Source organism: Mesorhizobium sp. M2A.F.Ca.ET.067.02.1.1 (genome assembly GCF_004023285.1).
Lineage (GTDB): Bacteria > Pseudomonadota > Alphaproteobacteria > Rhizobiales > Rhizobiaceae > Mesorhizobium.
Window position 1 is genome coordinate 1 of sequence record NZ_RZSB01000241.1, and the last position, 7830, is coordinate 7830.

At 64.7% G+C, this 7830-nt stretch carries 8 protein-coding genes; all 8 read left to right on the plus strand.

Going from position 1 to position 7830, the window contains the following annotated elements; all coding sequences use genetic code 11:
• Positions 1-1151: substrate-binding domain-containing protein (locus EOA28_RS17595; protein ID WP_128315091.1), on the plus strand; the 1151-nt coding region annotated here is incomplete at its 5' end.
• 75 nt (positions 1152-1226) lie between these two features.
• Positions 1227-2762 carry a sugar ABC transporter ATP-binding protein gene (locus tag EOA28_RS17600; protein ID WP_127253362.1) on the plus strand — a complete coding sequence of 512 codons (1536 nt, stop codon included), beginning with the start codon at positions 1227-1229 and terminating at the stop codon, positions 2760-2762.
• Positions 2759-3712: an ABC transporter permease gene (locus EOA28_RS17605; protein WP_127253361.1), complete on the plus strand. Its 954-nt coding sequence runs from the start codon at positions 2759-2761 to the stop codon at positions 3710-3712. The genes EOA28_RS17600 and EOA28_RS17605 overlap by 4 nt, the downstream gene beginning before the upstream one ends.
• Positions 3712-4680 carry an ABC transporter permease gene (locus EOA28_RS17610; protein WP_127253360.1) on the plus strand — a complete coding sequence of 323 codons (969 nt, stop codon included), beginning with the start codon at positions 3712-3714 and terminating at the stop codon, positions 4678-4680. The genes EOA28_RS17605 and EOA28_RS17610 overlap by 1 nt, the downstream gene beginning before the upstream one ends.
• 31 nt (positions 4681-4711) lie before the next feature.
• A complete protein-coding gene (locus tag EOA28_RS17615) occupies positions 4712-6385 on the plus strand; it encodes a GMC family oxidoreductase (RefSeq protein WP_128315092.1) in 1674 nt (557 codons plus the stop codon).
• Position 6386: 1 nt separating this feature from the next.
• Positions 6387-6794, plus strand: coding sequence for a hypothetical protein (locus EOA28_RS17620; RefSeq protein ID WP_127253358.1), 408 nt, complete (start codon positions 6387-6389; stop codon positions 6792-6794).
• A gap of 28 nt (positions 6795-6822) precedes the next feature.
• Positions 6823-7200: a carboxymuconolactone decarboxylase family protein gene (locus EOA28_RS17625; RefSeq protein ID WP_127253356.1), complete on the plus strand. Its 378-nt coding sequence runs from the start codon at positions 6823-6825 to the stop codon at positions 7198-7200.
• The coding region (locus EOA28_RS17630; RefSeq protein WP_245501544.1) for an aldehyde dehydrogenase family protein at positions 7197-7830 on the plus strand (634 nt) is incomplete at its 3' end. The genes EOA28_RS17625 and EOA28_RS17630, both read left to right, overlap by 4 nt.

A 7830-nucleotide genomic window follows, 5' to 3' on the forward strand; every position in this document is an offset into this window, starting at 1 on the left:
AGGCGCCCGCCGCTCTGGCGGCTGCCGGCGCCGTCTCGACCCTGGGGCTCGGCGCGACCGCGCCCGCCGCGGCGGAGGAAACCAAGCCCGGCTATTACGGCGTGCCGCGGACCTGGATCTGGAATCCGAACGCCAACTCCATGGTCGACACCTCGAAGTGGAAAAAGGAAGGTCCCTATACGATCGGCTTCTCCAACGCCTCGATATCGAATGCCTGGCGCGTGGCGTTCCAGCACGGCGTGTTCTGGGCGGCCGGCCAGCATCGCGACGAGATCACGCATCTTCTGGCGACCGACGCCAATGACGATCCCTCGAAGCAGATCGCCGATATCCAGGACCTGATCAGCCAGGGCGTCGATGTCTTGCTGATCGCCGCCGCCACGGAAGACGCGTTGGACTCCGTCGTCGGCCGCGCCATGGAGCAGGGAATTCCCGTCATCATGGTCGACCGCAAGGTCAAGACGGCAAGCAACTACATCACCTACATCACCGCTTCGGACTGGGCGCTCGGTCGCCTCGAAGCCCTGTGGCTGTGCGAAACGCTTGGCGGTAAGGGCAACATCGTCATGCTGCCCGGTATTGCCGGCTCGAGCGTCGCCGAAATCCGCATCAAGGCGAATGAAGAGGTGTTCGGCAAGTTCCCCGGCATCAAGGTGCTGGAGAAGCAGTATTGCGACTGGAATCCCGCGACCGGCAAATCGGTGATGGCCGCACTCATCCAGAAGCACGGCAAGGAGATCAACGGCGTGCTGGCCGACAGCGCGTTGCAGGGCTCGGGCGCCATCCAGGCCTTCCTCGCGGCCGGCTACAAGGACGGTGAAATTCCGCCGATGACCGGCGGCGACATCGCCTTGATGTATCAGCTGGCCTCCCAGCACAACATCAAGATGGTCGGTATCGACTATCCGACTTCGATGGGTATCACCGGTGTCGAGACCGTGCTCGATGTCATGAAGGGCATACCGGTTCCGGAAAAGGTCGAGGTCAGTTTCAATGTGGTGACCTCGCCCGGAGCCGACACGGTTTCGGTCAAGGGTGACCGCCACCTTCTCGACCATGTCAGCATGAGCGACCCGGGCGACCTGTCGCCGAGCAATGGCTTGCCGGCGGGGTACAATCCGAGCACGTTCAAGCCCGATTATCCGAAGTAAGCCTCCCAGCCTGACAGGGTGTGCGTTCCTTTGGACGCACACCCTTGCGTAACCGGAATTTCGAGCATCGGATAAATGGTCACTCCCGTCATCGAGCTCAGTCGCATCGAGAAGGAGTATCCGGGCGTAAAACCCCTGGACAAGGTGAACTTTGCCGTTCGTCCTGGCGAGATCCATGCTCTTCTCGGCGAAAACGGCGCGGGAAAATCAACGCTCATCCGCGTCATGGGCGGCGCCATCAAGCCGAATGGCGGCAGCATGACCTATCTCGGCAAGCCGGTTTCCTGGCAGTCGCCCAAGCAGGCGCGCGCGGCGGGTATCCACGTCATCCATCAGGAACTCGCTCTGTTTCCCGAGCTTTCGGTCGCCGAGAACATCCTGGTCGACGCGCAGCCGCGCAGCGGCCTGGGCCTGATCTCCAGCCGCGCCCGCCATGCGCGGGCAGCCGAGATCCTGTCGCAGCTCGGCGTGAAGATCTCTACCCATGCCAAGATCGACGAATTGCCGCTTGCCGACCAGCAGATGGTCGAGATCGCCAAGGCGCTGGTCGGGGAGGTGAGGCTCCTCGTGCTCGACGAGCCGACGGCCGTGATCTCCGGCCACGAGGTCGATCTCCTGTTCGACAACATGCGGCGGCTGAAAGGCAAAGGCGTCGGCATCGTCTATGTCTCGCACCGCCTGGAAGAGATCTTCGAGATCGCCGACCGCGTAACGATCCTGAAGGATGGACAAGTGGCGGGGACTGGTCCCGTCGGCGACCTGACACGCGACGAGATGATCACCAAGATGGTCGGACGCCGCCTCGAGCAGATCTATCCGGCACGCCGCAAGGCGCCAGCCAGCGGGCCGGACATCCTCAAGGTCAGCAACCTTCGAGCCGGCCACCGCGTGCGCGATGTCAGCCTCTCCGTCAGGCCAGGCGAGGTCGTCGGCATCGCCGGCATGGTCGGCTCGGGCCGCACCGAAGTGGCGGAGGTCATCTTCGGCACGCGCGACCTCGATGGCGGCACGATCGAATTCGAGGGCAAGCCGCTAGACCGGCGCATGCCGCGCGAGGCGATCCGCAACGGCGTCGGCTTTCTGACCGAGAACCGCAAGGATGAGGGGCTCTTCCTCGGCCTGCCGATCTCGGCGAATGTCATGGCGCCCGATCTGGCCGGCGTCACCAGACGAGGCCTGATCGACCGGCGTGGCGAACGCGACATCGCTCTCGAGCAGATGCGCAACTTCGCCGTCGCCGCGCCTTCGCCGGAGGTCAAGGTCGGCAATCTTTCCGGCGGCAACCAGCAGAAGGTGCTTTTCGGCCGCTGGTCGCGCATCGCCCGCAAGCTGCTCATCCTCGACGAGCCGACGCGCGGCGTCGACATCGGCGCCAAGGTCGAAATCTACCGCATCGTGCGCAATTTGGCAGAGCAGGGCGTGGGCATTCTCATGATCAGCTCCGAGCTGCCGGAGATCATCGGCCTGTCGGACCGCATCTTCGTGATGTCGCAGGGCCATGGCGCGGGCGAGATCGACGGCGCGTCCGCCACCGAAGAGACGATCATGGATCTCGCCGTGCGCTCGGTCGTCCGGCGCGAGGGCAAGGCGCGGCTGGAGCAGGTCGCATGAGCGCCGTCGTTGCCGAATTTCGCCGCAACCGGCTTTCATTGTCCTATGTGATCGTTGTGGCGTTGCTCATCCTGCTCGTTGTGGCTGGCGGCTTCCTGTCAGATCGGTTCCTCACCTGGCGCAACTTCGGCAACCTGTTCCAGCAGCTCGTCGTGCTGGGCATGGTCAGCCTTGGCCAGACATTCGTGGTGCTACTCGGCGGCATCGACCTTGCGGTCGGCTCGCTCGTCAGCGCCTCGACCGTCTTCATCGCGCATTTCCTCGAATGGCGGCCGGACCTGTTCTGGCTGGCCCTGCCGCTCGCCCTGATCGCCGCGACGGCGATCGGCGCACTCAACGGGCTTCTCACCATCGTGCTGCGCGTCCACCCGCTGATCGTCACGCTCGGGATGTCGTCGATCATCTTCGGCGGCACGCTGATGTACAACAAGGAGCCGGGCGGGTCAGTCCCGCGCGGCCTGGCCGACTTCTCCTACGCGAAGCTGTGGGGCATCCCGGTGACGGCGATCGTCCTGGTCGTGATCTTCGCGCTTGCCGGCCTCTGGCTTCAGCGCTCACGCTCGGGCCGCAGCATCTACTTCGTCGGCGGCGACCGCGAGGCAGCGCGGCTAAACGGCCTGCCGGTGAACCGCATCGTGGTGATGGCCTATGCGCTGTCCGGCCTGTGCGCCGGGCTGGCGGCGATCTTCCTGACCGCCCGCACCGGTGTCGGCGATCCGCGCATCGGCACCGCCTTGACGCTGCAATCGATCACGCCGGTGGTGGTCGGCGGCACCATTCTCGCCGGCGGGCGCGGCGGCGTCCTCGGCACGCTGCTCGGCGTGCTCCTGGTGACGATGCTCAACAATTTGCTGAACTTCCTCAACGTGTCTTCCTATTACCAGTGGGTAATCCAGGGCCTGATCATCATCATCGCCGTCAGCATCTACACCACGAGGCGGAGGCAGTGATGGCGCCGCTGGAGACACCGCTGCCCCGGTCGCGAGGCATGTCCGTCGCCTCGGTTTTCGAGCGCTATGGATTGATCGTCTTCCTCCTCGCGCTGCTGCTGGTCGCGGCAGCGCTCTCGCCCACTTTCCTGCAGCCGGCCAACCTGGTTAACGTGCTCACCATCGCGGCCCCGCTCGGCATGGTGGTGGTCGGTCAGACCTTCGTCATCCTGGTGCGCGGGCTTGACCTGTCGGTGGCCTCGCTGATGGCGACGGTGGCCGTGCTTGCAACCGCCTTCAAGGCGACGACCAATGACGCGATCCCTCTGATCTTCATGGCGGCGATCGCCTTCTCCGCCGTCGTCGGCCTCGTCAACGGCTGGCTGGTCGCCAAGCGCAACGTCAGCCCGTTCCTTGCCACGCTGGCCATGATGATCATCCTGCAGGGCGTCCGTTTTGCCTATACGGGCGGCGCGCCGATCAGCACGCTGCCGCCGGGCATGGGCTTTCTGGCCTCGGGCCGCATCCTTGGCATCCCGGTCAACCTCATCACCCTGGCGCTGCTGGCTATCGTCTTCGGCATCGTGCTGCACCGCTCACGTCTCGGGCGCGAAATATTCATGGTGGGCAGCAATCCCAAGGCCGCGTTCCTCAACGGTGTCGCGCCCGATCGCGTCATCATCTTCTGCTACGTCATCTGCTCGGTCTGCGCCGGCATCGGAGGCCTGTTCCTGCTCGGCTATGTCGGGACGGTCTCCAACTGGGTCGGCCAGGGCTACGAACTCGACTCGGTCGTCGCGGCGGTCATGGGCGGCGTGGCGCTCACCGGCGGACGCGGCAACATCTTTGCCGCTTTGCTTGGCGTCGCGGTCCTGGTCGTCATCAACAATCTGGTGCTCTTGCTGGGCTTCCCGATCGAGATGCAGCTCATCATCAAGGGCATTATCATCATAGGCGCGGCTGCTTTCTACCGCACAAGGCTCGCATGAGCCGGTCGCCAGCCACCGAGGGAGGTAGCAAATGAATGTCGAGAGCCTGAGCGAACGCGGCGCCCGCGTACGGCGCGACGAGGAAGTGGATGTCGCCATCGTCGGCGCCGGACCTTCCGGCTCGGTCGCGGCGCTTCATCTCGCGCGAGCTGGCCACTCGGTCGTCGTGCTGGAGCAGGGCGAATGGCCCGAATACAACGACTACACCGGCGCGCGGCCCGAGCACGAGCTCGTCAGCACCAAGCTCTGGCACCCCAACCCCAATGTGCGCGACAACCCGAACGACTATCCGGTCGACACCTCGACCACCGACATAAACCCGCTGATGTTCGCCGGCGTCGGCGGCAGCGCTACGCTCTACGGCGCGCAGTGGATGCATTTCCTGCCCTCCGATTTCCGCGTCCGCTCGCTCGACGGCGTGGCCGAGGACTGGCCTTTCTCTTATGAGGATCTGCTGCCCTACCAGCTCGAGATCGAGCGCGAGGTCGGCGTGTCTGGCCTTGCCGGCGACCCGGCATTTCCGCCACGGGGACCATATCCTTTCCCGGCGCTGCCGATCGGCTCCGTCGGTCTGCGCGGCGCGCTCGGCATGGAGCGCATGGGCTGGCACTGGTGGCCGGGCAGCAATGCGATACCGTCCGAAAAATTCGGCGAGTTGAACGCCTGCGTGCGGCGCGGCACCTGTCTCACTGGCTGCCCCGAAGGCGCGAAGTCGACCACCGACCGTTCGCACTGGCCGCTTGCGCTGAAGGCCGGCGCCCGGCTTGTCACGCGTGCCCGCGTCAAGGAGGTCGAGACCAACGAGCAGGGGCTCGCCACCGGCGTCGTCTATGTCGACGCCAATGGCCGCGACCGGCGCCAGCGCGCCAAGGTCGTCATCCTCTGCGCCAATGGCGTCGGCACGCCGCGGCTGCTGCTGATGTCGGGCGGGGCGAAGCACCCGGACGGGCTGGGCAACTCTTCGGGCATGGTCGGCAAACGGTTGATGATGCATCCCTTCGCCAGCATCCTTGCCTCCTACGCGGATCCGCTGGACTCCTGGCGCGGCCCGTTCGGGCAGCAGGTCTATTCGCTCGAATTCTACGAGACCGACGAGCGGCGCGGCTTCGTGCGCGGATCGAAATGGAACTGCATGCCGTCCGGCGGCCCGGTCGGCGTGTCGGGCGCCATCGGCTCCAAGGTCTATGTCGCCGAGGAAGGCCGCTTCCAGGATTTCTGGGGCGCCAACCTGCACGAGAATGTCGTCCGCCGCTTCGGTCATTCGCTGATCTGGGGCATTGTCGGCGAGGACCTGCCGGAAGAGGAGAACCAGGTGGTACTGTCGAAGGATCTCGTCGACTCCGACGGCCTGCCGGCGCCGCAGATCATCTACAAGGTCAACGAGAACTCGAACCGCCTACTCCAGTTCAACATCGACCGCTGCCTGGAATCGGTGCGCGCCGCCGGCGCCATCGAGACGCTCGTTTCCACGCCGGTGCGCGAGTCCGGCTGGCACCTGATCGGCACGACCGTCATGGGCGACGACCCCAAGCGCTCGGTGGTTGACCAGTGGGGTGCCTGCCATGACGTGCCCAATCTCTACATCATGGACGCCTCGACCTTCCCGACCTCGGGGGCGACAAACCCGACTGCGACGATCATGGCGGTGGCGTTGCGCAACACGCGTCGCATGATTGCGGAACGTCGCAACCAGAAGGTCGCCTGAGATGAGCAAAGACAAGACTTTCCTCGCTCTTGCGGACTTCCTCATCCCGGCCCACGGCACAATGCCGGCGTTCGGTTCCGTCTGCAGCTTCGCCGATGCCGAACAGGCGCTCGATTTTCGCGTCGATCTCAAGGAAGGATTTTATCGTGCGCTCGACGCCGATCCCGCATTGAGCGCGGAAGCGCATCTCGAAAGGCTCAACAAGGACGACGGCGCCGCCTTCTCTGCCGTCACGACGATCGCGATTTGCACCTACTACATGAACCCGCGCGTGCGCGAGCTGCTCGGCTATCCCGGCCAGGAAAGCGTGCAGTACGATTCCAAGGCCACCCAGATCTACCTCACCGACGGCTCGCTTGGCCACGTGCTGGCGCGCGGTCGCAAATACCGGCCGACACCCGGCCTCTGATTCCTCCTAAGCAGAAAGGAATAACCCGATGGGTAAGGACATGTTCGACAAGGGCTTCGAAATCCGCAAGGCGGTGCTCGGAGCCGAGTTTGTGGAGAAATCTTTCGCCAGCGCCGACGATTTCAACCGGCCGATGCAGGAGCTGGTGACCGAATATTGCTGGGGCGCCGTATGGGGCCGCGAGACGCTCGACCGCAAGACGCGCAGCATGCTGAACCTTGCGATGCTCGCTTCGCTCAACCGGCCGCATGAATTGAAGATGCACGTCAAGGGCGCGATCCGCAACGGCGTCACCAAGGACGAAATTCGCGAGGTGCTGCTGCAGGTAGCCATCTATGCCGGCGTGCCAGCCGGCGTCGACGCCTTCCGCAATGCCCGCGAGGCCCTGCAGGAAATGGGCGCATGATCCAGCGTCCGCCGCTCGCCGAGGACAAGCTTGCCATGCTGATCGGCGGCCGTTGGGCCGCCGCGGCGTCGGGCGAGTATTTCGAGTCCTTCGATCCCTTCACCGGCAAGGCCTGGGCGCTTGTTCCGCGCGCCGGCGTTGCCGATGTCGATGCGGCCGTGGAGGCCGCGTCACAAGCCTTCCGGGGGGAATGGCGGTCGATGACGGCGAGCGCGCGCGGCCAGATCATGGCGCGCTTTGCCGACCTCGTCGCCGAGGAGGCGGAAAATCTCGCCGTTCTGGAGACGCGGGACAACGGCAAGCTCATCAACGAAATGCGGATGCAATGCAAATACATCCCGCAATGGTTCCGCTTCTTCGGCGGGCTGGCCGACAAGATCGAGGGACGCGTCATCCCGATCGATAAGCCCGGCGTTTTCAACTACACCAAGCTCGAGCCTCTGGGCGTCGTGGCGGCGATCACGCCGTGGAACTCGCCGCTGATGCTGGCGACCTGGAAGCTGGCGCCGGCGCTGGCCGCGGGCAATACCGTCGTATGGAAGCCTTCGGAATTCTCGTCGGTCTCGGCGCTCTTCTTCGGCAGGCTGTTCGAGAAGGCCGGCTTCCCGAAGGGAGTCGTCAGCATCATCA

Bases quoted from the DNA above. Each gene is read 5' to 3' on its own strand.
- EOA28_RS17600 (WP_127253362.1), top strand. From the start codon at position 1,227: ATGGTCACTCCCGTCATCGAGCTCAGTCGCATCGAGAAGGAGTATCCG.
- EOA28_RS17605 (WP_127253361.1), top strand. From the start codon at position 2,759: ATGAGCGCCGTCGTTGCCGAATTTCGCCGCAACCGGCTTTCATTGTCC.
- EOA28_RS17610 (WP_127253360.1), top strand. From the start codon at position 3,712: ATGGCGCCGCTGGAGACACCGCTGCCCCGGTCGCGAGGCATGTCCGTC.
- EOA28_RS17615 (WP_128315092.1), top strand. From the start codon at position 4,712: ATGAATGTCGAGAGCCTGAGCGAACGCGGCGCCCGCGTACGGCGCGAC.
- EOA28_RS17620 (WP_127253358.1), top strand. From the start codon at position 6,387: ATGAGCAAAGACAAGACTTTCCTCGCTCTTGCGGACTTCCTCATCCCG.
- EOA28_RS17625 (WP_127253356.1), top strand. From the start codon at position 6,823: ATGGGTAAGGACATGTTCGACAAGGGCTTCGAAATCCGCAAGGCGGTG.